Consider the following 25,112-nt stretch of genomic DNA (forward strand, 5'->3'; position numbering starts at 1 on the left):
TACCGATGTCCTTTCCTCTGCTGACAGCGACGGCGGTACTCCCGGCCGTCGGGGCGGTCGCCACGGCCGCCGTACCGGCCGCCCGGCGCACCGCCGCCAAGTGGCTGGCGCTGCTGGTCGCACTCGCCACGCTGGTCTTGGCGATCGTCGTCCTGGTCCGCTTCGACCCGGACGGCGCCCGCTACCAACTCACCGAGTCCCACGCCTGGATCTCGGACTTCGGGGTCAGATACGAACTGGGCGTCGACGGCATCGCGGTCGCCCTCGTCGCACTGACCGCCCTGCTGATCCCGTTCATCATCCTCGCGGGCTGGCACGACGCCGACCCGCTGGAGACCGGAAGCAAGCGGTGGCGGCCCACACAGGGCTTCTTCGCGCTGATCCTGGCTGTCGAGGCGATGGTGATCATCTCCTTCGAGGCCACGGACGTCTTCCTCTTCTACATCTTCTTCGAAGCCATGCTGATCCCGATGTACTTCCTCATCGGCGGCTTCGGGGACCGTGCCCACGAGCACGGCGAGGAAGCGGCGTCGACGCAGCGGTCGTACGCGGCCGTGAAGTTCCTGCTCTACAACCTGGCCGGCGGTCTGATCATGCTGGCCGCGGTGATCGGCCTCTATGTGGTCGCCGGGAACTTCAGCCTCCAGGAGATCGTGCAGGCGCGGGCCAACGGTTCGCTGCACATGGCGACCAACACCGAACGCTGGCTGTTCCTCGGCTTCTTCTTCGCGTTCGCCGTGAAGGCGCCTCTGTGGCCGCTGCACACCTGGCTGCCCAACGCGATGGGGGAGGCCACCGCTCCGGTCGCCGTCCTCATCACCGCGGTCGTCGACAAGGTCGGCACCTTCGCGATGCTCCGCTTCTGCCTCCAGCTGTTCCCGGAGGCGAGCAGGTGGGCGACGCCGGTCATCCTCGTCCTGGCACTCATCAGCATCGTCTACGGCGCGCTGCTCGCGGTCGGCCAGCGCGACATCAAGCGGCTGGTGGCGTACGCGTCGATCTCGCACTTCGGCTTCATCATCCTGGGCATCTTCGCGATGACCAGCCAGGGCCAGTCCGGGGCGACGCTGTACATGGTCAACCACGGCATCTCCACGGCCGCGCTGATGCTGGTGGCCGGCTTCCTGATCTCCCGGCGCGGCTCGCGGCTCATCGCCGACTACGGCGGAGTGCAGAAGGTCGCCCCGGTGCTCGCCGGCACCTTCCTGATCGGCGGCCTGGCGACGCTCTCGCTGCCGGGACTCGCGCCGTTCGTCAGTGAGTTCCTGGTCCTGGTCGGCACGTTCACGCGCTATCCGGCGATCGGCATCATCGCCACCTTCGGCATCGTCCTCGCCGCGCTCTACACCCTCGTCCTCTACCAGCGGACGATGACTGGCCCAGTGAAGCCGGAGGTCTCCGCGATGCCCGACCTCAGGGCTCGGGAGCTGGTGGTCGTGGCGCCGCTGATCGTGCTGCTGATCTTCCTGGGCGTCTACCCGAAGCCCGTCGCGGACATCGTCAACCCGGCGGTCAAGCAGACCATGTCCGACGTACACCAGACAGACCCCAAGCCTGAGGTGGAGGCCGCCAAGTGAGCACAGCAGTCGTCCACAGCCTGTGGACAACCGCGGCCGAACCGATCGCGAAGATCGAAGCGCCGAAGATCGAATACGGACAATTGTCCCCCACCCTGATCGTCGTCGGTGCGGCGGTCGTCGGGGTGCTGATCGAGGCGTTCATCCCGCGCAGGTCCCGCTACTACGCGCAGGTGTTCGTCTCCGTCGTCGCCCTCTGCGCCGCCTTCGCGGCGGTCGTCGCACTGGCGGCCGACGGGTACGGCACGACGAAGGCACGCATCGCGGCCATGGGCGCGATCGCGGTCGACGGGCCCGCGCTCTTCCTGCAGGGCACCATCCTGCTGGCCGGCCTGGTCGCCCTGTTCACCTTCGCCGAGCGGCGCCTGGACCCGGCGGCGCACGGCAACCGGGTCGACTCCTTCGCCGCGCAGGCCGCGTCCGTACCGGGCAGCGACAGCGAGAAGGCCGCAGTGAAGGCGGGGTTCACCACCACCGAGGTCTTCCCGCTGCTGCTCTTCGCGATCGCGGGCATGCTGATCTTCCCCTCGGCCAACGACCTGCTGACGCTCTTCGTGGCCCTGGAGGTCTTCTCCCTCCCGCTGTACCTGATGTGCGCGCTGGCCCGCCGCAAGCGCCTTCTGTCGCAGGAGGCCGCGGTCAAGTACTTCCTGCTCGGCGCGTTCGCCTCCGCGTTCACGCTGTTCGGCATCGCGCTGCTGTACGGCTACGCGGGCTCGGTGTCGTATGGGACGATCGCGCAGGTCGTCGACGGCACGATCCCCAACGTCGATCCGGCTCTCGTCGGCACCATGGGCAACGACGCGCTGCTGCTCATCGGCACCGCGCTGGTCGTGATGGGCCTGCTGTTCAAGGTGGGCGCCATCCCGTTCCACATGTGGACGCCCGACGTCTACCAGGGCGCGCCGACCCCGGTGACCGGCTTCATGGCGGCGGCGACCAAGGTGGCGGCGTTCGGCGCGCTGCTCAGGCTGCTGTACGTCGTCCTGCCCGGCATGCGCTGGGACTGGCGGCCGGTCATGTGGGCCGTCGCGATCATCACCATGCTGGGCGGTGCGATCGTCGCGATCACCCAGACCGACATCAAGCGGCTGCTCGCGTACTCGTCGATCGCGCACGCGGGCTTCATCCTCGCGGGTGTCATCGCGACCTCGAAGGATGGCGTCTCGTCCGTCCTCTTCTACCTGGCCGGATACTCCTTCGTGACGATCGGCGCGTTCGCGGTGGTCACGCTGGTGCGCGACGCGGGCGGCGAGGCGACGCACCTGTCCAAGTGGGCCGGGCTCGGCCGCCGTTCGCCGCTGGTGGCGGCCGTGTTCGCGGTGTTCCTGCTGGCCTTCGCGGGCATTCCGCTGACGTCCGGCTTCGCCGGGAAGTTCGCCGTGTTCAAGGCGGCGGCGGAAGGCGGCGCGGCCCCGCTGGTCGTGATCGGTGTGATCTCCTCGGCGATCGCGGCCTTCTTCTACATCCGCGTGATCGTGCTGATGTTCTTCAGCGACCCCAGGCCCGACGGCCCGACGGTGGCCGTGCCCTCCCCGCTGACGATGGCGGCCATCGGCATGGGCGTGGCGGTGACCCTGGTCCTCGGCGTGGCCCCGCAGTACTTCCTGGACCTGGCGAACCAGGCGGGCGTGTTCGTGCGCTGACGCGACGCTTGAAGTGCAGGCAGCGGCCCGGTACCCCTTCGTGGGTGCCGGGCCGCTGTGGTGAAGCCTGTGGATAACTCCGGCGCTGTCAGTCCGGAGCCCTATCGTGGACGCAGTGGTCGAGGGACGACGTACGGGGGACACGACGATGGGTGCGACGGGCGGGATCAGGGAGATGCCAGGGGTGACGGAGAACGAGGCGCTGGCCACGCTGCACCGGGTCTTCGGGTACGAGGCCTTCCGAGGTGAGCAGGAAGCGGTCATCGAGCATGTGGTGGCCGGCGGCGACGCCGTCGTTCTCATGCCCACCGGCGGCGGGAAGTCGCTGTGCTACCAGATCCCGGCCCTGGTCAGACCGGGTACGGGCGTCGTGGTCTCGCCGCTCATCGCGCTCATGCAGGACCAGGTCGACGCGCTGCGGGCGCTCGGCGTGCGCGCCGGGTTCATCAACTCCACGCAGGACTTCGACGAGCGGCGCGTGGTCGAAGCGGAGTTCCTGGCGGGCGAGCTGGACCTGCTCTACCTGGCTCCGGAGCGGCTGCGCCTGGACGCCTCCCTGGACCTGCTCGCCCGGGGCAAGATCTCCGTCTTCGCCATCGACGAGGCGCACTGCGTGTCCCAGTGGGGCCACGACTTCCGCCCCGACTACCTGACCCTCTCACTGCTGGGTGAGCGCTGGCCGGACGTCCCGCGGATCGCCCTCACCGCGACGGCCACGGACGCAACGCACCAGGAGATCACGCAGCGGCTGAACATGCCGACGGCCCGTCACTTCGTGGCGAGCTTCGACCGCCCCAACATCCAGTACCGGATCGTGCCCAAGGCCGACCCGAGGAAGCAGCTGCTCGCCTTCCTGCGGGAGGAGCACGCGGGCGACGCGGGAATCGTGTACTGCCTGTCGCGCAACTCGGTGGAGAAGACCGCCGAGTTCCTCAGCAGCAACGGCATCGAGGCGGTGCCCTACCACGCCGGCCTGGACGCAGGCACGCGCGCGGCGCACCAGTCCCGGTTCCTGCGCGAGGACGGCCTGGTCGTGGTCGCCACGATCGCCTTCGGGATGGGCATCGACAAGCCGGACGTACGGTTCGTCGCCCACCTCGACCTGCCCAAGTCGATCGAGGGCTACTACCAGGAGACGGGCCGGGCCGGCCGTGACGGACTGCCCTCGACGGCCTGGATGGCATACGGCCTCAACGACGTCATACAGCAGCGCAAGCTCATCCAGTCCGGCGAGGGCGACGAGGCGTTCCGCCGCCGGGCCGCCGCCCACCTGGACTCGATGCTCGCGCTGTGCGAGACGGCCCAGTGCCGCCGAGGCCAGCTGCTCGCCTACTTCGGCCAGGACCCCGATCCGGCGGGCTGCGGCAACTGCGACACGTGCGTCACACCGCCGGAGACCTGGGACGGCACGATCGCCGCCCAGAAGGTGCTGTCCACGGTCGTACGGCTGCAGCGCGAGCGGCGGCAGAAGTTCGGCGCGGTGCAGATCATCGACATCCTGCTCGGCAAGCGCACCGGCAAGGTGATCCAGTTCGACCACGACCAGCTGTCCGTCTTCGGCATCGGCGAGGAGCTGGCCGAGGGCGAATGGCGGGGCGTCGTCCGGCAGTTGCTGGCCCAGGGGCTGCTGGCGGTCGAGGGGGAGTACGGCACGCTGGTGCTCACCGAGGCGAGCGGCTCGGTGCTGCGGCGGGAGCGGGAGGTGCCGCTGCGCAAGGAGCCGAAGAAGCCTGTGGCAGCGCGTGCTTCATCGTCCTCCGGCAAGGGCGAGCGCAAGGCCAAGGCCGCCGCGGTCGAGCTGTCCGACGACCTGCTCCCCGCGTTCGAGGCGCTGCGTGCCTGGCGCGCCGAACAGGCCCGCGAGCAGGGCGTCCCGGCGTACGTCATCTTCCACGACGCCACGCTCCGGGAGATCGTGAGTCGTCGGCCGGGGTCGGTGACGGAACTGGGCACGGTGGGCGGCGTCGGCGAGAAGAAGCTGGCGACGTACGGGGAGGGGGTGCTCGGGGTGCTGTCGTCGCTGTCGGGGCCCGGTTCCTCCGGGCCGGGGGCGGCTGCTGGGGCGGCACCGGCGGGCGGCGCGGCACCGCAGGACGACTGGCCGGAGCCGGACGAGGAGCCGGAGCCGGACGACTGGATATAGGCGTCCACCGGGCTCGCCAGGCGTCGGGCGAGTGCCGTCAGGACAGTGCCGTCAGCCCCGGGGCGAACGTGATCAGCAGGGGCAGCAGCGGCACGAGCGTGGCCACCGTCGTCGTCAGGGCCCGGTGCCTGCGCAGCAGCCGGGGCGGGGGTTCGAGGAGCCGCTCGACGCGCTCACCGAGCAGACGGCGGCTGGAGGCGCAGGAGAGGACGCCCCGGTGCTGGTTCAGTTCGATCAGCGCGAGCGCCGTGGTGAGGTGACCGCAGCGGCGGGACGCCGTGTCGTCGGCGGCCAGTTCGACGAGGCGGTGGGTCTGGTCGCAGAAGTGGGCGAACAGCGGCACCCGCGGGAAGCCTGTGGCCAGTGCCGTGGAGAGGTGGAGCAGCCAGTCGTGGTGGGCGCGGGCGTGACCGCGCTCGTGGGTGAGGACCGCGTCCAGCTGATGGTCCGTGAGGCGGTGCAGGGCGCCCGTGGTGACCACCAGCTGGGGCGGGTGGCCGGGCATCCACCAGGCGTCCGGGTACTCGTCCTCCAGAACCAGCATCGGGCCGCGCGCGGCTGGTAGCCCGGCAGGCAGTTCCGGTGCCCGTTCGCGCAGATGCGCGCGGGTCTGGCCGCGGCGCCGGCGGACCTCGGTTAGTTCGCGGGCCAGCATCGCCGTCGTCCACGCGGCCCCGCAGGCGAGCAGCACCGTGAGGGTGACAGCCCACAGCGGTGCGGCGGACAAATCGTACGCGGCGGCGACGGCGGGCGGGGCGGACGCGAAGACGCGGTCCCGCACTGTGTGGAAGACCGCCGCCGCGCCGAGCGTCAGCGCGGCCAGGCAGCACAGCAGCACGGTGGCGACCAGGCACTGCCACACCCACAGCCCGACCACGGGTTCCCGCTCGGGCCAGGCCGCCCGGGTCAGCGCGCGGGGCGCCGGTACGGAGGCCGTCAGGGCGACGAGGCTCAGCAGGAGCAGGCAGACGGTCATGCCAGGGGCTCCGGTTCCGGGTCGGATACGGGGGCAGGTGACGGGAGGTGCGTCAGTGATGTTTCAGTGCTGCGTCGGGTGGTGCTGTGTCCCGCCGCCAGTATGACGGCCGCGGGCCACAGCAGTCAGGAGTCGCGCGTGAACCGGGCGCGGCTCGAGCGGCCCCGGACGGGCAGCCGACCGGAGCCGCCTGGGCCGCCTGAGCCGTCGCTCACCCGGCCACGACGCGTCCCGTGACCTCTCCCAGCCCGATCCGGGCGCCGTCGGCTCCCGGTGCCCACGCCGACAGCGTCACCACGTCGCCGTCCTCCAGGAACGTCCGCTTGCCGTCGGGGAGTTCGAAGGGGTCGCGGCCGTTCCAGGTGAGTTCGAGAAGGGAGCCGCGTTGCTGTTCCGTCGGGCCGCTCACCGTGCCGGAGCCGTACAGGTCGCCGGTGCGCAGGGAGGCGCCGTTGACCGTCATGTGGGCGAGTTGCTGGGCGGCGGTCCAGTACATGGTGGAGAAGGGAGGTTCGGACACGACGTGACCGTTGATCGCGACGGAGATCCGCAGGTCGTATCCGCCGGGCTCCGCGTCCGGGCCGGAGTCGTCGAGATACGGCAGCAGCGGGTGCGTGCGCTCCGGCGGAGCCACGCGCGCCTCCTCCAGCGCCTCCAGCGGGGTGATCCACGCCGACACCGACGTGGCGAAGGACTTGCCGAGGAACGGGCCGAGGGGGACGTACTCCCAGGCCTGGATGTCCCGCGCCGACCAGTCGTTGAGCAGGCACAGCCCGAAGACGTGCTCCCGGAAGTCGCCCAGTGCGACCGTCCGGCCCATCGGTGACGGCGCGCCGACCACGAAGCCGACCTCGGCCTCGATGTCGAGCCGGACCGACGGCCCGAAGACCGGTGCCGGGTCGGCGGGCGCCTTGCGCTGGCCCGACGGCCGTACGACCTCGGTGCCCGACACCACGACCGTGCCGGAGCGGCCGTGGTAACCGATCGGCAGGTGCTTCCAGTTGGGGGTGAGGGAGTCCGCCGCGTCCGGGCGGAAGATCCGGCCGACGTTGCGGGCGTGGTTCTCGGACGCGTAGAAGTCGACGTAGTCGGCGACCTCGAAGGGGAGGTGCAGGGTCACCGACGAGAGGGGGTGGAAGAGCGGTTCGATGGCCTCGCGGTGCGAGGGCACCGTGACCCAAGCCGTCAGCGCGCGCCGTACGTCGGACCAGGCCGTGCGGCCGGCCGCCAGCAGCGGATCCAGGGTCGGGCGCGCGAGCAGGGAGACGTACGGCGAGCCGAGGACGGCGGCCGCCGCGCCCGCGTCGAGGACGTGGTCGCCGAGCCGGACGCCGACCCTCCGCTCCTCGGTGCCGGAGGGCGAGAACACGCCATACGGAAGGTTGTTCGGGCCGAAGGGGTCGCCCTCGGGGACGTCGAAGGGGGGCATGGGGTGCTGCCTCACTCTCATCCGTGCCATGCATGGCCAAACGTTCCATGTGGTCGCGCCACACGTTACGTGGCGGTGTCGCTCGTGGGCAGTGTGTAAAGAGTTCGCAATGTCCGAATAAGTTTTGTCGGAGGGTCTAATTCCGGCTTAGCGCCCTTTGGGGGACACGGACGGGGTGGGTCCGGTCCGTAGGGGGACACGTGGGGGGACCCGTGGCCAGGAACGCCGGCAGCGTGCCTTTCGAGGCGGACCGTGACGTGCCGGCCCTGATCGTCAAGTTCGGCGACTGCCCGCTGCACCACGGCGGTGTCGGCGCGATCCGCAGCCTGGGCCGCCTGGGAGTCCCCATGTATGCGATAACGGAGGACCGTTACACGCCGGCGGCCTCCTCCCGATATCTGAAGCGCGCGTTCGTCTGACCGACGAGCGGCGCGGAGGAACCGGGGCATCTGGTGGAGGGACTCGTGCGGATCGGCCGCCGCATCGGCCGCCCCGCTGTCCTGATTCCGACGGACGAGGAGGCGGCGGTCCTGATCGCCGAGCACCGGAAGCGCTCGGCGACCGGTTCCTCGTCCCGCATGTCGAGCCCGGCCTCCCGCGCCGCCTGGCCAGCAAGCAGGGGTTGCACGAACTGTGCGTGGAACACGGCATCCCCAGTCCGGAGGCGGCCTTCCCGCGGTCGTACGACGACATCGTGGAGTTCGCCGACAAGGCCCGCTTCCCGGTGGTCGCCAAGAACCGCGAGGCGTTCGTGAGGCGCAAACGGCCCGCGGTCAACGGCACCACGAGGATCACCACCCGTCAGGGCCTGTTGGCCCGGCGGAAGGGGGGCGGTTTCGAACTCAAGCTGGACTCAGGGGAGTTGTTCACCGCCCGCGCGGTCGTCGTCGCCACGGGTCTGTCGGGGCTGGCCCACCTTCCGGCGGAGCTGGCGGGCGCGGCGGCGGACGGGCCCACGCCCACCGGCCCCGTGTCGCACAGCTCCCAGCACCACGACCTCGGCCGGTTCTCCGGCAAGGAACTGATCGTCGTCGGCGCCGGGCAGTCCGCGCTGGAGACGGCGGCGCTGGCGGCGGAGGCGGGCGCACAGGTGCGGGTGGTCTCGCGCGGCCGTGGCAAGGTTGCCTTCGGTGCCCCGCCCTGGGAACAGCCCAAGCTGCGCCCCGAGTCCCCCTTCGGCCGCGCCTGGTCCCTGCGGGCGCTCAGCTACTACCCCCACCCCTACCGCTACCTCCCGGCCCGGACCCGCCACTACCTGGTCCGCCGGGTCCTCGGCCCGCTCGGCGCCTGGTGGCTGCGCGACCGCTTCGAGGGCAAGGTGCGGGTCGAGGAGGTCGACCGGGTGGTGGACGCGGAAGCCCCCGACGGCAGCCCGGTCCTCACCGTGCACACCCACACCGGCGAGACCCGTCGGCTCGCCGCCGACCACGTCATCTCGGCCACCGGCTACCGCGTGGACATAGCCGCGATGGACTTCCTCGGCCACGAGCTGCGGACGGAGCTGGCGGTGAGCCGCGGCGCCCCGAAGCTCGGTGCCGGCTACGTCTCCTCGGTACCGGGCCTGTACGTCACCGGCCTCCCGGCGGCCGCGTCCTACGGCCCGGTGATGCGCTTCGTCTGCGGCACGGAATTCGCCTCCCCGCGCCTGACGAAGCACCTTGCGGCGGCCCACGGCTGAGCCACACGTCGGCCTCGGCGCCCCGCTTCCACTCGAGGAACCCGCGTGCAGTAGTCCACCGCACGGGTCCTCGGCCACGTTGCCGAGCCGCACCGTGCAGAAAGTGCGGAGGGGCAACCTACCGTGTGGCACCGGGAGTTGAACAGCCGAGGACATCGGGGTGAGTGTGACGGGCGCGTTGTCCGTATTCTCTGATCATGGCCGTACCCCCCGGATATTCTCTCGTCGCCACCGACCTGGACGGAACGCTCCTGCGTGGTGACGACACCCTCTCCGACCGGTCCCTCGCTGCGCTCGCGCGGGTGACTGGGGCCGGTGCCCGGCACCTCGTGGTGACGGGCCGGCCGGCACCGAGGGTACGGCCGCTGCTCGACGTCCTCGGCTGTTCGGGCCTCGCGGTGTGCGGACAGGGCGCGCAGGTCTACGACGCCGGCAGGGACCGCCTGTTGTGGTCGGTCACCCTGGACCGGGAGTTGGCCGAGACCGCGCTCGGCAAGATCGAGGCCGAGGTGGGACAGGTGTACGCGGCGGTCGACCAGGACGGGGTGGACGGGCTCACGCTCATCGAGCCCGGCTATCTGATGCCCCACCCGACCCTGCCCGCCGTGCGGGTGGACCGGCGCGACGACCTCTGGTGCGCACCCATCAGCAAGGTTCTACTGCGCCACCACACCCTGTCCGACGACGAGTTGGCGTGCACGGCGCGCTCGGTCGTGGGCTCCCTCGCGACGGTCACCATGTCGGGGCCCGGGACCGTCGAACTCCAGCCCTGCGGCATCACCAAGGCGACGGGCCTGGCGCTGGCCGCCGAGTATCTCGGGCTGGGTCCGCACCAGGCCATCGCCTTCGGGGACATGCCCAACGACATCCCCATGTTCGACTGGGCCGCCCACGGAGTGGCGATGGCCAACGCCCACCCCGAACTCAAGGCGTTGGCCGACGAGGTCACCTTGTCGAACGAGGACGACGGCATCGCCGTCGTCCTCGAGAGACTGTTCGCGTGAGCGGTGAGACCGTGGCTCAGTAGGCGCCGAAGACGTTGTCGATCGAGCCGTACCGCGCGGCGGCGTAGTTGCAGGCGGCGGTGATGTTGGCGACCGGGTCGTAGATGTCGAACGACGTGCCGGCCACGTGGTACGTGTTGAACGTCGGGTCGATCACCTGGAGCAGGCCCTTGGACGGGATGCCCTTGGCCGCGTTGGAGTCCCAGAGGTTGATGGCCTTCGGGTTGCCGGCGGACTCGCGGATGATGTTGCGGTATATGCCGTTGTACGAGCCGGGGATGTGCTTCTCCGCCATGATGGCGAGCGACTCGCGGATCCAGCCGTCGAGGTTGTTCGGGTATCCGGCCAGGGTGGTGGACGGCGTCGTGGCCGTGGGGGTGGCCGCGGAGGCGCTGGCCGCGCCGATGAGCGGGAGGGCGAGCACGGCGGCGCCGGTGCCTGCGACGGCGAGGGTGCGCATGAGGCGCGTGGTGCGGGTACGGCGGTGCTGAGCGGCAGCGGGCATTGCGAACTTCCTCTCCGGCGCCTGCGAGGTGAGCTGTCGGGTTCGGGCTGGGAGGTGCCCGGCCGGGCCGCCGCAAGGCGACACGACTTAACCCCGAGCCGTTTCGGTACGACGGGTGTCGTTCCGGTCCGGCGACTTACCTGGGTCCCCCGCTCCTGCCGTACGTGAATGAGTTTGTCGATGGGTCATGTCGGGCGCCGGCAGGATTCGGCGTTCGCCCGATAGATCGGGAAGCTATGCGAGAGCACATGTCCGGAACAAGTGCCGGATTCGCAGCTCGTACCAATTGACCTTGGTCTGGTGCGTATGAGGCACTTGATCCTTTGCGGCTGCCAAGGGTCAACTCGCGCTCTGGGCAAGGGCGGGAGGGGGTTGCGCCAGGTATTCCGCCTGGAGGTCGGAAGTGACCTAACTCACCTTTGCTCCGGCCTTAACGCATTTCCCACTAAGGGGAATTGGGATGCTTATAGCGGCAAAACGGACACATCGCACTTAGGGTTGCGGAATTCGCTTTTCTCACGTCCGAGCGGTCAATGTTTTCCGGCGGGGGCGGCCTCGGAGATCGTGCGTGATGCTGCTCACGTTCGGTGGGGGTGGGTAGGCATGCGAGCTGAGGCGGCGTGGGTGGAACCTCCCGCGTACTGCCGGTCGTTGTCGTGGTGGCGGCTGTCGCCGCAGTCGCCGCAGTCGTTGTCCGTGGGAGGTGCCGAATATCCGACGTTGCCGTCGCGCCGGGGCTGCGCGGTCCTGCGCGCCGGGCCGCTCGGCGGGCGCGATGCCGTCCGGCGGACCCGTTGTCCGTGCGTGCCAGGTGTTGTCGGCGCGGGATGCCACGCGCGCGTGCAGTCGGGTGCCGTCCGGGAGGGGGATGCGGAGGTCCTTGTGGGACGGCGGGCGGGGCCGGGTCGTACAAGGAGGACCTGCGGATACGCGGAGGTGGTGCCCCGTCGCCGTCGCCGCTGTGCGGGTGAGGCTATGCGGACTAAAAGGTGTCAGGTCCCATGGAGTCGAGAAATATCGGTTGTATCAGCCGTATCAGCTGATCAACGACATATCGGCCGTGATGCGATACCGCCCGGGCTGGCCGGGTGGGCGCTATCGGTGATCCAAACCCAACCGGATACGCTGACTCGAGTGATGGCACCGACCTATCGACAAACCGTGTAATCGCCAGCAGACACCAGCAGACAGGAGACCCCTCGTGACCGTCGTCGGGCCGTTCGGGCTGAGCGTGCGGGACCAGGCTCTGGAAGCCGATGTCCAGGCCGGATTGACGGCTGTCGAAGAAGGCTTGCTCGAAGCCACCAAGAGCGAGGTCCCGTTCATCACGGAGGCCGCGCAGCACCTGGTGCGGGCGGGCGGGAAGCGGTTCCGGCCGCTGCTCGTGATGCTCGCGGCGCAGTTCGGCGACCCGTACGCGCCGGGGATCGTACCCTCGGCCGTCGTGGTCGAGCTGACCCACCTCGCGACGCTGTACCACGACGACGTGATGGACGAGGCGGCGGTGCGCCGCGGGGTCGACAGCGCGAACACCCGCTGGGGGAACTCGGTCGCGGTCCTCACCGGTGACTTCCTGTTCGCCCGGGCCTCACAGATCCTCGCCGACCTCGGGCCGGAGGCCGTCCGGGTCCAGGCCCTCGCGTTCGAACGGCTCGTGACCGGGCAGATCCTGGAGACGGCGGGGCCCTCGGACGGCCGGGATCCGGTCGAGCACTACCTGGACGTGCTGGGTGGCAAGACGGGGTCGCTGATCGCGGTGTCGTGCCGCTTCGGGGCGATGATGTCGGGGGCCGACGAGACGGTCGTGGACGTGCTCACGCAGTACGGCGAGCGGCTCGGGGTCGCCTTCCAGCTGGCGGACGACGTGATCGACATCGCGTCCGACACGCGGGAGTCCGGGAAGACGCCCGGTACGGATCTGCGGGAGGGCGTGCCGACCCTTCCTGTGCTACGGCTGCGGGAGCGGGCGGCGCGGCTGGGGCTGGCCGAGGACATCGCGCTGTGCGAGCTGCTCGACTCCGACCTCACGGACGACGCGCGGCACGCTGCCGCACTGGCCGCGCTGCGGGCGCATCCGGCGCTGGAGCAGGCTCGGCGGGACACCGTGCGGTACGCGGAGGACGCGCGGGCGGCGCTGGCTCCGTTGCGGTCCTGCGATGCGAAGGACGCGCTGCTGGAGCTGTGCGATGCGGTGGTGCACCGGGCTGGGTAGTTTGCCCGCTCGCCCGCTCGCCCGCTCGCCCGCTCGCCCGCTCGCCCGCTCGCCCGCTCGCCCGCTCGCCCGGCTCGGTGGGCCGAGAGGTGCCCGCCACGGGGCTCCGCCCCGGGCCCCGGACCTTGCCCGCTCGCCCGGCTCGGTGGGCCGAGAGGTGCCCGCCACGGGGCTCCGCCCCGGGCCCCGGACCTTGCCCGCCCGCCCGGCTCGGTGGGCCGAGAGGTGGCCGCCACGGGGCTCCGCCCCGGACCCCGGCGGGGACTCCGTCCCTTGCACCCCTGGCGGGGCTTCGCCCCTGCACCCCAGCGAGACTCCGCCCCCTGCACCCCAGCGGGGCTCCGCCCCCTGCACCCCGGTCCGCTCATCGCGGTCCCCCCGCCGCCCCGACCCCTACGGGTCAAGGCCGGCCCTGCCCACCCCGTGTCATACCGGAGGTGTACGCGGAGTTGAGCCCGAGGACTGACGTCTTTCCGTGGGGGATTTGGTGAGATGGATACCACGGAAATCACCACTCCTCACCGATTCGGGTGAGAATGGCGGCTCAGGGTGGGAAAGTGCGAGGGCAGCCGCCGCCGACGACGGAGGTAAGGCACACATGGCACCGTACGAATCCGACGACACCACGGGCGCCGAGGAGGTCGAGGACCTGCGCTCCGGGCGCCGCAAGGCCGCTCGGTACGTCGTCCCGGTCGCGGTGGTGGGGGTAGCGGCGGCGACCATCGGGCTGGTCCCGGCGCTCGCCGACTCCGGTGACCCCAATCTCCCGAAGATCACCGCGCAGCAGCTCATCGAGAAGATCGCCAAGTCGGACGTCCAGCAGTTGTCCGGCACGGTGAAGGTCAGCACGGACCTGGGCCTGCCCGACCTGGGCGGTCTGGAGAACAGCCTGGTCTCCGGCGCGACCCCATCGGGCGACGGATCGTCCGCCGACCCGACCACCAAGCTCACCGAACTCGCCACCGGCACGCACACCCTGCGCGTCGCCGCCGACGGCCCGGACCGGCAGAAGCTCTCGCTGATCGAGAGCGCCGCCGAGTACAGCCTCATCCACAACGGCAAGGACGTGTGGGGCTACGACAGCAAGTCGAACCAGGTCTACCACGAGACCACGGACGAGGCCGGCAAGCAGCCGAAGCACGAGACTCCGGGCACGCCCGGCGACTTCGCCGACGAGGCTCTGAAGTCGGTCGACGACACGACGTCCGTGACCGTCGACGGCACCGTGCAGGTGGCCGGCCGCGACGCCTACAAGCTGCTGATCAAGCCCAAGCAGTCCGGCACCACGGTCGGCGCGATCAGTATCGCCGTCGACGCGAAGACCGGTATGCCGTTGAAGTTCACGCTGACCCCGTCGAGCGGCGGTGCCGCCGTGCTCGACGCGGGCTTCACCCAGGTCAGCTTTGCCAAGCCGGCCGCATCGACGTTCGACTTCACCCCGCCCAAGGGCGCCAAGGTCACTGAGGACGACCGGGCCGACCACGCCGACAAGACCGCCCCGGCACCGTCCGCCAAGCCCGGGGACGACTTCGCCAAGGGCTTCGAGAAGGGCTTCGGGAACGGCTCCGGGGGCCCGGAGGGCTCTGGCGTCATCGGTGAGGGCTGGAACGCCATCGCCACCTTCGACACCGGCACCAAGGGCGGCGTGCCGTCCGGCGCGGCCGGCGGCGACATGGGTGGATTCCTCGGCTCGCTCGGTGACCAGGTGAGCGGCAAGTTCGGCAAGGGCACGGTCTTCTCCACCTGTCTGATCAACGCCCTGATCACGGACGACGGCAAGGTGTACGTCGGTGCCGTGACCAAGGACGCCCTGGTCCAGGCGGCGAACACGGGCAAGTAGGTACCCTGCCGGCACGACGAATCGAGGGAGCCGTGGACGAACCGTCCGTCACGGAGCAGGAGACGGGAGACACGCGAGAGGGTGACGCCCGCGCGAGCGAGGCGAGCGTGATCGACACCCGCGGCCTCTCCAAGCGCTACCGCGGCGGACAGCTCGCCGTCGACGGTCTCGACCTGACCGTCCCGGCGGGCAGCGTCTTCGGCTTCCTCGGTCCGAACGGCTCCGGCAAGACCACCACCATCCGCATGCTGATGGGCCTCATAGAGCCCACCTCCGGCACGGCACAGGTGCTCGGTCGCCCCATGCCGCGCTCCGCACGCGCCGTACTGCCGCAGGTCGGCGCGCTCATCGAGGGCCCCGCTCTGTACGGCTTTCTCTCCGGCCGGGACAACCTGATCAGGTACGACGCGGCCGACCCGACCGCCGACCCGCGCACCCGGCGCACCCGCGTCGCCGCCGCGCTGGACCGGGTGGGTCTGACGGCCGCCGCGGGCAAGAAGGCCCGGGCCTACTCCCTGGGTATGAAGCAGCGCCTCGGTCTCGCGGCCGCGCTGCTCCAGCCGCGCAGACTCCTCGTGCTCGACGAGCCGACCAACGGCCTCGATCCGCAGGGCATGCGGGAAATCCGCTCCCTGGTGCGGGAGTTGGCCTCCGACGGGACGACCGTCTTCCTCTCCTCGCACCTCCTCGACGAGATCGAGCAGGTGTGCACGCACGCCGCCGTGATGGCACAGGGGCGGCTGATCACCCAGGGCGCGGTGGCGGACCTGGCGGCCGGGGCGCGCGGCCGGCTGGTCGTGACCACGCCCGATCCGGTGAACGCGGCCCGGGTGCTTAAGGAACACGGGGTCGCCGACGTCGTCGTCACCGAGGACCGGGTGACCGGAGAACCGCCGGAGGGCGAACTCGCCGACTTCAACGCCGCGTTGGTGTCGGCCGGCGTCCGCGTCCGCGGCTTCGGGGTCGAACGGGCCTCATTGGAGGACGCGTTCGTGGCACTGACCGGAGAGGGCTTCGATGTCGCAGGCTGAAGTCGGGGTGGCCGAGGGCGGGTCGACGGCCGTACGCGCTCCGAGCCCGCTGTGGACCTTCGGGCTCCTGCGCAGCGAGCTGGTCACCACCTTCCGGCGCTGGCGCACGCTCGCGCTGCTCGGCGTGCTGGCCGCCGTACCGATTCTGGTCGGGATCGCGGTCAGGATCGAGACGGGGGGTGGTTCACCGGCCGGCCGGGGCGGCGGCGAGGGTGGCCCGGCGTTCATCGCGCAGATCACCAACAACGGCCTCTTCCTGGTGTTCACGGCGCTCGCCGCGACGCTCCCCCTTCTTCCTGCCGATGGCGATCGGTGTCGTGGCGGGCGACGCGATCGCGGGCGAGGCCAACGCGGGAACCCTGCGCTACCTCCTGGTCGCCCCCGCCGGCCGCACCCGCCTGCTGCTCACCAAGTACGCGACCACGATGGCTTTCTGCCTGGTGGGCACCCTCGTGGTCGCCGTCTCCGCACTGATCGTCGGCGCGCTGCTCTTCCCGCTCGGTGACCTGACGACCATCTCCGGCACCCAGATCACCTTCGCCGAGGGGCTCGGCCGGGCGCTGCTGATCGCCCTGGTCGTAGCCGCGTCACTGACTGGCATCGCGGCCCTCGGCCTGTTCGTCTCGACCCTCACCAACAGTGGCATCGCGGCGATGGCGACGACGGTCGGCCTGCTGATCACCGTGCAGATCCTCGACCAGATCCCCCAGCTGCACGCGCTCCAGCCGTACTTCTTCTCGCACTACTGGCTGTCCTTCGCCGACCTGATGCGCGACCCCGTGTACTGGGACGACCTGGTCAAGAACCTCGGCCTCCAGGCCCTGTACGCCGTGGTGTTCGGTACGGCGGCGTGGGCACGGTTCACGACGAAGGACATCACCGCGTAGCGGCCTACACGGCGGCTGCCGCCTCGTAGGGGAAGCGGGCGAGCGGTGCCTGCTGGGCGAAGAACGTCTTCGCGCGTGCCAGCGCCGCCTCGTCCCGCACGACCTGGCCGGGCGCGCTGCCGTTGCCCAGCAGCACTCCACCGAACCGCATCCCCATGTACGCGGCCGTGTGGTTGAGCGTGCCGATCAGCGGGTCGGCGACCTCCCCCTCCTCGTGTGCGAGCGCGGTGACACCCCAGAGCGCGCGTCCGGTCAGGGTCGCCTTGAAGTCGACGCCGGGCGTGCGCAGCCAGCCGGACCAGTGGTCCAGGTAGCGCTTGGTGTGGCTGGACACGGAGTACCAGTACAGGGGCGAGGCGATCACGAGGTCCGTCGCGGCGAGCGTGGCGTCGAGGAGGAGACCGGTGGCGCTGTCCGCCGGCGGCCGGACGTGGTCGTTGTCGTGCCGCAGATCTTCGAAGTCGGGCAAGGGGTGCTCGGCGAGGCTGATCCACTGCTGCTCGACATCGGCGGGCAACTGCTCGGCGGCCTTGCGGGCGAGCAGCTCGGTGTTGCCGTCGTGCCGGGCGCTGCCGAGCACGAACAGGAAGCGGCGGGTCATGGGTCCCCCAGGTGATCGGCGTACCAGCATCAGTGTGTGTGCATTATATGTACACACACATAACCCTGTCCGTCCGGTGACGAACGAGTTCCTGGTGCGAGTCTGTGACGTCGTGGTGACGCGGGAGCCGTGGCGAGCGGGAGAGACTCGACATACGCACGTGTACGACCGGATCGTGACGCCGGGGGAGTGAGGGGACCGATGTCTCGACTCAGCCGCGAGGGGAAGCGGGAACAGTGGGGCGCCGGGCACTCGGTGACGCCGGTCGACGTCCGGGTGACCGGCGCGGCAGGGGCGACGGCCGACGGGGTACGGCTGGTGGCGGCGCCGGGTGAGGAGATCCAGCAGGCCGTCCTCGACCACCTCCACCACCTCGCCCTCACGAACGGCCACCCCGTCCTGGCCACGATCCACGACGACCGCATCGGCTACGTCGTCCCGCTCCAGGTGAACCCCGACGGCTCCAGCCAGTTCGCGAGCGACCCGGTGGGGATGGCGGCTGTGGGGGAGCCGGCGCGGGACGACGTGCCGACGCTCCCGACCCCGGGGACGGTCCAGGCACCCACCGGGGTGTTCGGACCGCCACCGGTGATGCCCCCCAAACCGGAGCCGACGGCCGTACCGACCCCCACGCACACGCAGACAGCCACCCCCACCCCCACGCCTCGCCCCCACCCCACGCCCGACCTCCTCACCGCCCGCGAACCCGACCCCAAGCCCACCCCGGCCCGCGGCTTCGACGCCGTGGCCGAAGCCGTGCTCGGGGACGGGGCGGAGGGCGCGGCTGAGGACGGGGTGCTCGGGGAGCCGATGGGGCGGATCAACGCGGCCGTTCGGGCGGGGCGGATCGAAGACGCGGCCGGGCTCGCGGAACGTACCGTCGGGGAGGCCTCGGCGGCGCTCGGGCCCGAACACCCGGAAGTGCTGCGGTTGCGCGAACTGACCGCCTACATCGCCTACTTGGCCGGAGACCCGCTCCGCTCCTTCGAGGTCTCCCTGGAACTCGCCCGGCTCAGGCGCCGCGCCCGGGACGGGGAGGCGGCGTACGGCAACGTCCAGAGCGCCGCAACCGCCTGGCGTGCCGTCCGCGACCCCGAGCAGGGCCTCCGCCTCGGCGAGGTCCTGATAGCCCTGTGGACGGAACTCACCGCCGAGGAGGGCCCCGCGGCGGACGACGTCGAAGAACTGGAGTCGGCCCGCGCCCGTATGCACCGCCTCACGGCACGTGCGGGCAGGCAGCCCCGGTAGCCCCGGTGCGCGCCCACCGCACTACTGCACGCAGAACTCGTTCCCCTCCGGGTCCGTCATCACCGTCCACTCACCGCCCGCTTCCTTCACCCGCCGCAGCACCTGCGCCCCCAGGCTCTCCAGCCGCTCGACCTCGGCCTCGCGGCGTCCTTCGTCGGCGTGCACGTCGAGGTGGAGCCGGTTCTTGACGGTCTTCGCCTCGGGCACGCGCTGGAACAGCAGTCGCCGGCCCAGACCGGTGCCGGTGTCCTTGTCGTACGGGTCGTCGGGGTGCCGTACCGCGATGAGGTCCCGGAAGGCGGGTCGGCCGTGGTACTCGACGGTGGCCGCGCCGGGCAGCGCGCCGAGTTCCAGCAACCGCTCGACGAGCGCGCTGTTGTCCTCGGCCTCGTAGTGCAGCGCGGCGGCCCAGAAGTCGGCCTGCGCGTGTGGGTCCGCGGCGTCGATGACGAGCTTCCAGTGCAGCGGGACGGGTGGTTCGGATGCGGGCGTCTGCGTCATGCCGACCACTTATAGCCGAGCCGCCGCCCGCTGGGAGCTAGCTCGCGCCGACCTCTTTGCCCGGTGCCAGGGCGGCGTCCTGAACCGGAATCCCGGCCTTGGCGGCGAGTGTGCGGTCGGCGAGTGCGCGGGCGCCCCGGTGGGCCGTGCGCAGGGCGTCCCACGTGAGCAGCGACAGGGCCAGCCAGACCAGCGCGAACCCGGCCCACCGCGCGGGCGGCATGGCCTCGTGGAAGTACAGGATGCCCAGCAGGAACTGGAAGACGGGCGCCAGATACTGGAGCAGTCCCAGCGTCGACAGCGGAACGCGTATCGCGGCCGCCCCGAAGCAGACCAGCGGCAGCGCAGTGACGATGCCCGTCGAGGCGAGCAGGGCGGAGTGCCCGGCGCCGCCGGTACTGAAGGTGGAGTCGCCGTGGGTGGTCAGCCACAGCAGATAGCCGAGCGCGGGCAGGAACTGGATCGCGGTCTCGGCGGCCAGCGACTCGATGCCGCCGAGGTTGACCTTCTTCTTCACCAGTCCGTACGTGGCGAAGGAGAAGGCGAGGACGAGGGAGATCCACGGCGGCTGCCCGTACCCGACGGCCAGCACGATCACGGAGGCGAAGCCGACACCGACCGCCGCCCACTGTGCGGGCCGCAGCCGCTCCTTCAGGATCAGCACGCCCATCGCAATGGTGACCAGGGGGTTGATGAAATACCCGAGCGAGGCCTCCACCACGTGCTCGGAGTTCACGGCCCAGATGTAGACGCCCCAGTTGACGGTGATCAGGGCGGCCGCGAGCGCGATCAGCGCCAGCCTGCGCGGCTGCCGCAGCAGCTCACCGGCCCAGGCCCAGCGCCGTACGACGAGGAGCGCGACGACGACGAAGGCGAGCGACCACACCATCCGGTGGGCGAGGATCTCCACCGCCCCGGCAGGTTTCAGCAGGGGCCAGAACAGCGGTACGAGCCCCCACATCCCGTACGCCGCGAAGCCGTTCAGCAGACCTGTCCGCCGCTCACCCCTCGACTCCCCGGCCACGGGCACCTCCGTCTCGCGTTCTGTTCGCCCGGACGAAGGTAGCGCCGAGAACCCCCGTCTGTCATGTCCGTATCGCCATACGGTCATGACAGACGGGGCGGGATGCCGGAGTCAGTCCTTCAGTGCGGCGGTGACGGCCTCGGCCAGCGGGGTCGTCGGGCGGCCGGCCAGGCGGGACAGGTCGCCGGTGGAGACGACCAGCTCGCCCTCGGCGATTGACGCGTCCACGCCGACGAAGATCTCGGCCAGCGGCTCGGGCAGCCCGGCGCCGGTGAGGATGCCCTTCATGACGTCACCGCTGACGGCGTTGTAGGCGATCTCCTTGCCGGTCTGCTTGCTCAGCTCGGCCGCGTACTCGGCGAAGCTCCACGCCTCGTCGCCGCCCAGCTCGTACGTCCTGTTCTCGTGCCCCTCGCCGGTCAGTACGGCGACGGCGGCGGCCGCGTAGTCGGCGCGCGAGGCGGAGGAGACCCGTCCCTCACCGGCGGCCGCGACGACCGCGTTGTGCTCCAGGACCGGGGCCAGGTTCTCGGTGTAGTTCTCGTGGTACCAACCGTTGCGCAGCAGCGTGTACGGCAGGCCGGAGGCGAGCAGCGCCTTCTCGGTGGCGCGGTGGTCGTCGGCGAGTGCGGCCGTCAGGCTGCTGGGGGCGCTGGTGTAGGCGAGCAGGGCGACGCCGGCCGCCTTGGCCGCGTCGATGACGACCTCGTGCTGCTGGACCCGGCCCTTGTCGAACTCGTTGCCGGAGATCAGCAGCACCTTGTCGCCGGCGGCGAAGAGGCCGTCGAAGGTCTCGGGCGTGTTGTAGTTCGCGACGACGATCTTCACGCCGCGAGCCGCGAAGTCGGCGGCCTTGGCCTCGTCGCGCACGACGGCGGTGATCTGCTCGGCCGGAACCTTCTCCAGCAACTGCTCCACGACGTGACGGCCGAGGTGGCCGGTGGATCCGGTGACGACGATGCTCATGATGCGGAACTCCTTGTGGGGTGCGTCTGCCGCTAACCCTAAGATCTGCGCTAACTCTGGGAAAGTACCCACTTTGAAGTAAGGACGGGCATGGGAGTAAGTGCATCGAAAGAGCGACCGAAGTCGTTGAAGGCCGCCCGTGAGACCGGCGAGGCGATGTGCCCCTACCGTCTCGTCCTCGAACACGTCACCAGCCGCTGGGGCGTCCTGGTCCTGATCGAGCTGCTCGACCGCCCGTACCGCTTCAGCGAGCTGCGCCGCGCGATAGCCCGCGTCGGCCGGAGCGTCAGCGAGAAGATGCTCACCCAGACCCTCCAGACCCTGGAACGCGACGGCCTGGTCCACCGCGACGCCAAGCCCGTGATCCCGCCCCGCGTCGACTACTCCCTCACCGACCTCGGCCGCGAGGCGGCGGAACAGGTGAGGGGCCTGGCGCTGTGGACCGAGCAGCGGATGGCCGCCGTACAGGAGGCACGCGAGAGGTACGACGCGGCGAAGGCGGGCGCGGACGCCTGACAGGCACGGCAGAAGGGCCCGGAGGCCGAGCGGCGTCCGGGCCCTTCTGCCGTGCAGTGCTGTGGGTCAGCCCACCACCGTCCACGTGTCCCCGCCCGCGAGCAGGGTCGCAAGGTCTCCCTTGCCGTTCTGTTCGACCGCCGTGTCCAGCTGGTCGGCCATCTGCGTGTCGTACACCGGGCGGTCCACGGAGCGGAAGACGCCGATGGGGGTGTGGTGGAGGGTGTCGGGGTCGGCCAGGCGGGAGAGGGCGAAGGCCGTGGTCGGTGACGTCGCGTGGGCGTCATGGACCAGGATCTGCGCCTCGTTCTCCGGCGTCACCGTGACGACCTGCAGATCACCGGTGTGCGGGTTGCGCACCACACCCCGCGAGCCTCCCCCGCTCTCGGCTTCGCTCGAGCGGGAGGTGCCCGCACCGCCGAAGCGGATGGGGCGGCCGTGTTCGAGGCGGATGAGGGCCTCGTCGGAGGTCTTTTCCTTCAGTGCGTCGAACGCGCCGTCGTTGAAGATGTTGCAGTTCTGGTAGATCTCGATCAGCGCCGTGCCCGGGTGGGCGGCGGCCGCGCGCAGTACCTCGGTGAGGTGTTTGCGGTCGGAGTCGATCGTGCGGGCCACGAACGACGCCTCCGCGCCGATGGCGAGGGACACCGGGTTGAACGGGGCGTCCAGCGAGCCCATCGGCGTCGACTTGGTGATCTTGCCGACCTCCGACGTCGGCGAGTACTGCCCCTTCGTCAGGCCGTAGATCCGGTTGTTGAACAGCAGGATCTTCAGGTTCACGTTGCGGCGCAGCGCGTGGATGAGGTGGTTGCCGCCGATCGACAGCGCGTCGCCGTCACCCGTCACGACCCACACCGACAGGTCACGTCGGGTGGTCGCCAGGCCCGTCGCGATCGCCGGCGCGCGCCCGTGGATGGAGTGCATGCCGTACGTGTTCATGTAGTACGGGAAACGGGACGAGCAGCCGATGCCCGAGACGAAGACGATGTTCTCCCTCGCCAAGCCCAGCTCCGGCATGAAGCCCTGCACGGCCGCCAGGATCGCGTAGTCACCACATCCCGGGCACCAGCGCACCTCCTGATCGGACTTGAAGTCCCTCATGGACTGCCTGGCCTCGGCCTTGGGGACGAGGGAGAGCGCCTCGATCGTGCCCGTGCCTTCCGTGGACGTGTCAGCCATCGATGGCCTCCTTGAGCGCCTTGGCAAGCTGCTCCGCCTTGAACGGCATTCCGTTCACCTGGTTGTAGGAGTTGGCGTCGACCAGGTACTTCGCCCGGATCAGGGTGGCGAGCTGACCGAGGTTCATTTCGGGAATCACCACCTTCTGATAACGCTGCAGAACGGTGCCGAGATTCCTCGGGAACGGGTTGAGGTGGCGCAGATGGGCCTGCGCGATGGACTCTCCCGCGGTGCGCAGACGGCGTACGGCGGCGGTGATGGGGCCGTAGGTGGAACCCCAGCCCAGCACCAGCGTGCCCGCCTCGTCCGGGTCGTCGACCTCCACGTCCGGGACCTCGATGCCGTCGATCTTGGCCTGCCGGGTGCGGACCATGAAGTCGTGGTTGGCCGGGTCGTAGGAGATGTTCCCCGTGCCGTCCTCCTTCTCGATCCCGCCGATCCGGTGCTCCAGGCCCGGGGTGCCCGGGATGGCCCAGGGGCGGGCCAGGGTCTGCGGGTCGCGCTTGTACGGCCAGAAGACCTCGGTGCCGTCGTCGAGGGTGTGGTTCGGGCCCTGCGCGAACTGCACCCGCAGGTCCGGCAGTTCCTCCAGATCCGGGATCCGCCACGGCTCGGAGCCGTTGGCCAGGTAGCCGTCCGACAGCAGCATCACGGGCGTGCGGTAGGCGAGCGCGATCCGCGCCGCCTCCAGCGCCGCGTCGAAGCAGTCGGCGGGGGTGCGCGGCGCGATCACCGGCACCGGGGCCTCGCCATTGCGGCCGAACATGGCCTGCAGCAGGTCCGCCTGCTCGGTCTTGGTCGGCAGACCGGTGGAGGGGCCGCCGCGCTGGATGTCGATGATCAGCAGCGGCAACTCCAGCGACACCGCCAGCGCGACCGTCTCCGACTTCAGCGCCACACCCGGCCCCGACGTCGTCGTCACCGCCAGCGAACCGCCGAAGGCCGCACCGAGGGACGCCCCGATCCCGGCGATCTCGTCCTCGGCCTGGAAGGTCCGCACCCCGAAGTTCTTGTGCTTGCTCAGCTCGTGCAGGATGTCGGATGCCGGGGTGATCGGATACGAGCCCAAAAACAGCGGCAGATCCGCCTGCCGCGACGCCGTCACCAGCCCGTAGGCCAGCGCCAGGTTCCCCGAGATGTTCCGGTACGTCCCCATCGGGAACGCCTTCGCCGCCGGCGCCACCTCGTAGGAGACCGCGAATTCCTCCGTCGTCTCGCCGAAGTTCCAGCCCGCCCGGAACGCCGCCAGGTTCGCCTCCGCGATCGCCGGCTTCCCCGCGAACTTCGTCCGCAGGAACTTCTCCGTGCCCTCCGTCGGCCGGTGGTACATCCACGACAGCAGACCCAGCGCGAACATGTTCTTGCTGCGCTCGGCCTCCTTACGACTGAGGTCGAACTCCTTGAGCGCCTCCACCGTCAACGTCGTCAACGGCACCGGATGCAGCCCGTACCCGTCCAGCGACCCGTCATCGAGGGGACTGGCGGCATACCCCACCTTCTGCAACGCCCGCTTCGTGAACTCGTCCGTGTTCACGATGATCTCCGCACCTCGCGGCAGATCCCCGACGTTCGCCTTCAACGCCGCCGGGTTCATCGCCACCAGCACATTCGGCGCGTCCCCGGGCGTGAGGATGTCGTGATCCGCGAAATGCAGCTGGAACGACGACACCCCCGGAAGCGTTCCGGCGGGGGCGCGGATCTCCGCCGGGAAATTCGGCAGGGTCGACAGATCGTTGCCGAAGGACGCCGTCTCTGACGTGAATCGGTCACCGGTGAGCTGCATCCCGTCACCCGAGTCCCCCGCGAACCGGATGATCACCCGGTCCAGGCGGCGGACGTCCTTCACGCCACCCGGTTTGCGCTGCTCTCCCACGACGGTTCCGTCGGCCTGCTCCGCTGCGCTGCTGACCTGGCTGGTCACTGAACTGGACCTCCTTCGAGGCGGCTGCCCGTGCCTGGTCGTCCCACGGACGTTCCCAGGATCAACCCTACGTCGGTTAGGGTCACCTTCCCTCGGCCATTCGCATGATGGACGGCATTCCGAGACGGCCCGTTGCCCTGACTTGTCATGATTTCTGGCTTTCGGGGCTCTTTCTAAGACGCTCCCCGCGCCTTGCCCGGTTCTCGGTCGGGTGCGGCGTCGGCACGG

Annotated in this window: 20 protein-coding genes, 1 pseudogene and 1 riboswitch; of the genes and pseudogenes, 12 read left to right on the forward strand and 9 right to left on the reverse strand. The window is 70.2% G+C overall.

All coding sequences use genetic code 11. From position 1 onward, the window contains the following. The first annotated feature begins 5 nt into the window (after positions 1-5). The 3 genes from ACFYXB_RS00780 (at position 6) to recQ (ending at position 5,366) form a co-directional block, all read left to right on the forward strand. A complete protein-coding gene (locus ACFYXB_RS00780; RefSeq protein WP_389576518.1) occupies positions 6-1,577 on the forward strand; it encodes an NADH-quinone oxidoreductase subunit M in 1,572 nt (523 codons plus the stop codon). Continuing rightward, entirely contained in the window at positions 1,574-3,223 is a 1,650-nt protein-coding gene (gene nuoN / locus ACFYXB_RS00785) for an NADH-quinone oxidoreductase subunit NuoN (protein WP_351348712.1), read from the forward strand. The genes ACFYXB_RS00780 and nuoN overlap by 4 nt, the downstream gene beginning before the upstream one ends. Before the next feature lie 148 nt (positions 3,224-3,371). Then, positions 3,372-5,366 carry a DNA helicase RecQ gene (recQ, locus tag ACFYXB_RS00790; RefSeq protein ID WP_389577412.1) on the forward strand — a complete coding sequence of 665 codons (1,995 nt, stop codon included), beginning with the start codon at positions 3,372-3,374 and terminating at the stop codon, positions 5,364-5,366. A 37-nt stretch (positions 5,367-5,403) separates the two neighbouring features. On the opposite strand, the gene ACFYXB_RS00795 is transcribed toward recQ, so the two are convergent. Both ACFYXB_RS00795 and fahA read right to left on the reverse strand, forming a co-directional pair. Continuing rightward, complete coding sequence (locus tag ACFYXB_RS00795) at positions 5,404-6,342, reverse strand: M56 family metallopeptidase (RefSeq protein WP_389576520.1); 939 nt, start codon at positions 6,340-6,342, stop codon at positions 5,404-5,406. A 211-nt stretch (positions 6,343-6,553) separates the two neighbouring features. Further along, positions 6,554-7,771 carry a fumarylacetoacetase gene (gene fahA, locus ACFYXB_RS00800; RefSeq protein WP_389576522.1) on the reverse strand — a complete coding sequence of 406 codons (1,218 nt, stop codon included), beginning with the start codon at positions 7,769-7,771 and terminating at the stop codon, positions 6,554-6,556. Positions 7,772-8,004: 233 nt separating this feature from the next. Here fahA and ACFYXB_RS00805 point away from each other — a divergent pair, with 233 nt between their 5' ends. From ACFYXB_RS00805 to ACFYXB_RS00815, 3 genes are all read left to right on the forward strand, one after another. Then, positions 8,005-8,190 (forward strand): hypothetical protein, encoded by a 186-nt coding sequence (locus tag ACFYXB_RS00805; RefSeq protein WP_389576524.1) that lies wholly within the window; start codon positions 8,005-8,007, stop codon positions 8,188-8,190. 218 nt (positions 8,191-8,408) lie between these two features. Then, positions 8,409-9,449 (forward strand): FAD-dependent oxidoreductase, encoded by a 1,041-nt coding sequence (locus ACFYXB_RS00810; protein ID WP_389576526.1) that lies wholly within the window; start codon positions 8,409-8,411, stop codon positions 9,447-9,449. 197 nt (positions 9,450-9,646) lie between these two features. Beyond that, the gene (locus ACFYXB_RS00815) at positions 9,647-10,453 is read left to right on the forward strand and encodes an HAD family hydrolase (RefSeq protein WP_389576528.1); all 807 of its coding nucleotides are present in this window, start codon (positions 9,647-9,649) and stop codon (positions 10,451-10,453) included. Positions 10,454-10,469: 16 nt separating this feature from the next. On the opposite strand, the gene ACFYXB_RS00820 is transcribed toward ACFYXB_RS00815, so the two are convergent. Then, positions 10,470-10,958 (reverse strand): transglycosylase SLT domain-containing protein, encoded by a 489-nt coding sequence (locus ACFYXB_RS00820; RefSeq protein WP_351348724.1) that lies wholly within the window; start codon positions 10,956-10,958, stop codon positions 10,470-10,472. Between the two features lie 3 nt (positions 10,959-10,961). Beyond that, a riboswitch (cyclic di-AMP (ydaO/yuaA leader) is annotated at positions 10,962-11,148 on the reverse strand. Positions 11,149-12,159: 1,011 nt separating this feature from the next. Here ACFYXB_RS00820 and ACFYXB_RS00825 point away from each other — a divergent pair. From ACFYXB_RS00825 to ACFYXB_RS00840, 4 genes and pseudogenes are all read left to right on the forward strand, one after another. Further along, positions 12,160-13,170 (forward strand): polyprenyl synthetase family protein, encoded by a 1,011-nt coding sequence (locus ACFYXB_RS00825; protein ID WP_389576530.1) that lies wholly within the window; start codon positions 12,160-12,162, stop codon positions 13,168-13,170. Positions 13,171-13,768: 598 nt separating this feature from the next. After that, positions 13,769-15,010, forward strand: a complete 1,242-nt coding sequence (locus ACFYXB_RS00830) for an outer membrane lipoprotein carrier protein LolA (RefSeq protein WP_389576532.1) — start codon at positions 13,769-13,771, stop codon at positions 15,008-15,010. Positions 15,011-15,042: 32 nt separating this feature from the next. Next, positions 15,043-16,041, forward strand: a complete 999-nt coding sequence (locus tag ACFYXB_RS00835; protein ID WP_389576534.1) for an ABC transporter ATP-binding protein — start codon at positions 15,043-15,045, stop codon at positions 16,039-16,041. Then, positions 16,028-16,928: pseudogene (locus ACFYXB_RS00840) on the forward strand (ABC transporter permease). Before ACFYXB_RS00835 ends, ACFYXB_RS00840 begins: the two are co-directional and overlap by 14 nt. A 4-nt stretch (positions 16,929-16,932) precedes the next feature. Here ACFYXB_RS00840 and ACFYXB_RS00845 read toward each other — a convergent pair. After that, positions 16,933-17,529: a flavodoxin family protein gene (locus tag ACFYXB_RS00845; protein WP_389576536.1), complete on the reverse strand. Its 597-nt coding sequence runs from the start codon at positions 17,527-17,529 to the stop codon at positions 16,933-16,935. A 201-nt stretch (positions 17,530-17,730) separates the two neighbouring features. On the opposite strand from ACFYXB_RS00845, the gene ACFYXB_RS00850 reads away from it, so the two are divergent. Next, the gene (locus ACFYXB_RS00850; protein ID WP_389576538.1) at positions 17,731-18,777 is read left to right on the forward strand and encodes a tetratricopeptide repeat protein; all 1,047 of its coding nucleotides are present in this window, start codon (positions 17,731-17,733) and stop codon (positions 18,775-18,777) included. 21 nt (positions 18,778-18,798) lie between these two features. Here ACFYXB_RS00850 and ACFYXB_RS00855 read toward each other — a convergent pair whose 3' ends face one another. From ACFYXB_RS00855 to ACFYXB_RS00865, 3 genes are all read right to left on the reverse strand, one after another. Next, positions 18,799-19,278, reverse strand: coding sequence for a VOC family protein (locus tag ACFYXB_RS00855; RefSeq protein ID WP_389576540.1), 480 nt, complete (start codon positions 19,276-19,278; stop codon positions 18,799-18,801). Positions 19,279-19,315: 37 nt separating this feature from the next. Continuing rightward, positions 19,316-20,302 (reverse strand): EamA family transporter RarD, encoded by a 987-nt coding sequence (gene rarD, locus ACFYXB_RS00860; RefSeq protein ID WP_389576542.1) that lies wholly within the window; start codon positions 20,300-20,302, stop codon positions 19,316-19,318. Positions 20,303-20,413: 111 nt separating this feature from the next. Beyond that, entirely contained in the window at positions 20,414-21,268 is an 855-nt protein-coding gene (locus tag ACFYXB_RS00865; RefSeq protein WP_389576544.1) for an SDR family oxidoreductase, read from the reverse strand. Between the two features lie 90 nt (positions 21,269-21,358). Here ACFYXB_RS00865 and ACFYXB_RS00870 point away from each other — a divergent pair, with 90 nt between their 5' ends. Continuing rightward, positions 21,359-21,784, forward strand: coding sequence for a helix-turn-helix domain-containing protein (locus ACFYXB_RS00870; protein ID WP_351348753.1), 426 nt, complete (start codon positions 21,359-21,361; stop codon positions 21,782-21,784). 66 nt (positions 21,785-21,850) lie between these two features. Here ACFYXB_RS00870 and ACFYXB_RS00875 read toward each other — a convergent pair whose 3' ends face one another. Next, positions 21,851-22,963, reverse strand: coding sequence for a 2-oxoacid:ferredoxin oxidoreductase subunit beta (locus ACFYXB_RS00875; RefSeq protein ID WP_389576546.1), 1,113 nt, complete (start codon positions 22,961-22,963; stop codon positions 21,851-21,853). Beyond that, positions 22,956-24,884: a 2-oxoacid:acceptor oxidoreductase subunit alpha gene (locus tag ACFYXB_RS00880; RefSeq protein WP_389576548.1), complete on the reverse strand. Its 1,929-nt coding sequence runs from the start codon at positions 24,882-24,884 to the stop codon at positions 22,956-22,958. The genes ACFYXB_RS00875 and ACFYXB_RS00880 overlap by 8 nt, the downstream gene beginning before the upstream one ends. Positions 24,885-25,112: the final 228 nt, after the last annotated feature.

Origin of the sequence: Streptomyces sp. NPDC002619, assembly GCF_042889305.1 — a bacterium.
Lineage (GTDB): Bacteria > Actinomycetota > Actinomycetes > Streptomycetales > Streptomycetaceae > Streptomyces.

Excerpts from the sequence above, each read along its gene's own strand:
- ACFYXB_RS00855 (WP_389576540.1), bottom strand. The coding sequence starts at position 19,278 with ATGACGCAGACGCCCGCATCCGAACCACCCGTCCCGCTGCACTGGAAG.
- ACFYXB_RS00845 (WP_389576536.1), bottom strand. The coding sequence starts at position 17,529 with ATGACCCGCCGCTTCCTGTTCGTGCTCGGCAGCGCCCGGCACGACGGC.
- ACFYXB_RS00815 (WP_389576528.1), top strand. The coding sequence starts at position 9,647 with ATGGCCGTACCCCCCGGATATTCTCTCGTCGCCACCGACCTGGACGGA.
- ACFYXB_RS00850 (WP_389576538.1), top strand. The coding sequence starts at position 17,731 with ATGTCTCGACTCAGCCGCGAGGGGAAGCGGGAACAGTGGGGCGCCGGG.
- fahA (WP_389576522.1), bottom strand. The coding sequence starts at position 7,771 with ATGCCCCCCTTCGACGTCCCCGAGGGCGACCCCTTCGGCCCGAACAAC.
- ACFYXB_RS00795 (WP_389576520.1), bottom strand. The coding sequence starts at position 6,342 with ATGACCGTCTGCCTGCTCCTGCTGAGCCTCGTCGCCCTGACGGCCTCC.
- ACFYXB_RS00865 (WP_389576544.1), bottom strand. The coding sequence starts at position 21,268 with ATGAGCATCGTCGTCACCGGATCCACCGGCCACCTCGGCCGTCACGTC.
- ACFYXB_RS00870 (WP_351348753.1), top strand. The coding sequence starts at position 21,359 with ATGGGAGTAAGTGCATCGAAAGAGCGACCGAAGTCGTTGAAGGCCGCC.
- ACFYXB_RS00780 (WP_389576518.1), top strand. The coding sequence starts at position 6 with ATGTCCTTTCCTCTGCTGACAGCGACGGCGGTACTCCCGGCCGTCGGG.
- recQ (WP_389577412.1), top strand. The coding sequence starts at position 3,372 with ATGGGTGCGACGGGCGGGATCAGGGAGATGCCAGGGGTGACGGAGAAC.
- ACFYXB_RS00875 (WP_389576546.1), bottom strand. The coding sequence starts at position 22,963 with ATGGCTGACACGTCCACGGAAGGCACGGGCACGATCGAGGCGCTCTCC.
- ACFYXB_RS00830 (WP_389576532.1), top strand. The coding sequence starts at position 13,769 with ATGGCACCGTACGAATCCGACGACACCACGGGCGCCGAGGAGGTCGAG.
- ACFYXB_RS00820 (WP_351348724.1), bottom strand. The coding sequence starts at position 10,958 with ATGCCCGCTGCCGCTCAGCACCGCCGTACCCGCACCACGCGCCTCATG.